A 1,126-nucleotide genomic window follows, 5' to 3' on the forward strand; every position below is an offset into this window, starting at 1 on the left:
CCCAGTTAAGACTCGGTTTCCCTGCGGCTCCCCTATGCGGTTAACCTTGCTACAGAATATAAGTCGCTGACCCATTATACAAAAGGTACGCAGTCACCCTGATAAATCAAGGCTCCCACTGCTTGTACGTACACGGTTTCAGGTTCTCTTTCACTCCCCTCGCCGGGGTTCTTTTCGCCTTTCCCTCACGGTACTGGTTCACTATCGGTCAGTCAGGAGTATTTAGCCTTGGAGGATGGTCCCCCCATGTTCAGACAGGATACCACGTGTCCCGCCCTACTCTTCGAGCTCACAATACCAGTGCCTTCGGATACGGGGCTGTCACCCTTTACTGCCGGCCTTTCCAGGCCGTTCTCCTGACACTGCTATCGCTGATGGCTCTGGGCTCCTCCCCGTTCGCTCGCCGCTACTGGGGGAATCTCGGTTGATTTCTTTTCCTCGGGGTACTGAGATGTTTCAGTTCCCCCGGTTCGCCTCCTGACCCTATGGATTCAGGTCAGGATAGTGCAACGGATTGCACTGGGTTTCCCCATTCGGACATCGCCGGCTGATAACGCTTCATATCAGCTCACCGGCGCTTTTCGCAGATTAGCACGTCCTTCATCGCCTCTGACTGCCTAGGCATCCACCGTGTACGCTTAGTCGCTTAACCTCACAACCCGAAGGTGTCTTCGGACTGGAGTTGTTGAGAGACTCATCAATGTTATCGTTCAACAACATTGATGGTTTCAAATTTTCAGCTTGTTCCAGATTGTTAAAGAGCATAAATTTCACAACACACTGACTTTAATGTGTTCTGAAATATTCTTTTCGTCAGAAGATTGAGTATGGTGGAGCTAAGCGGGATCGAACCGCTGACCTCCTGCGTGCAAGGCAGGCGCTCTCCCAGCTGAGCTATAGCCCCATCGAATCGGACAGAAAAGTTGGTAGGCCTGAGTGGACTTGAACCACCGACCTCACCCTTATCAGGGGTGCGCTCTAACCACCTGAGCTACAAGCCTATCCCGTTCCCGTCTCTTCTTCTCTATATCAGACAATCTGTGTGAACACTCACAGTCCACTACCCTTAGGTTAAGGAGGTGATCCAACCGCAGGTTCCCCTACGGTTACCTTGTTACGACTTCAC

Annotated in this window: 2 tRNA genes and 2 rRNA genes; all 4 read right to left on the reverse strand. The window is 51.8% G+C overall.

Going from position 1 to position 1,126, the window contains the following annotated elements:
* Positions 1-652 (reverse strand): 23S ribosomal RNA (locus tag Xentx_RS18055); the annotation flags it as partial.
* Positions 653-828: 176 nt separating this feature from the next.
* A tRNA-Ala gene (locus Xentx_RS18060) sits at positions 829-904 on the reverse strand.
* 20 nt (positions 905-924) lie between these two features.
* Positions 925-1,001 (reverse strand) — tRNA-Ile (locus Xentx_RS18065).
* A 71-nt stretch (positions 1,002-1,072) separates the two neighbouring features.
* Positions 1,073-1,126: ribosomal RNA gene (locus Xentx_RS18070) — 16S ribosomal RNA — on the reverse strand; the annotation flags it as partial.

Source organism: Xenorhabdus thuongxuanensis (assembly GCF_001908095.1).
Lineage (GTDB): Bacteria > Pseudomonadota > Gammaproteobacteria > Enterobacterales > Enterobacteriaceae > Xenorhabdus > Xenorhabdus thuongxuanensis.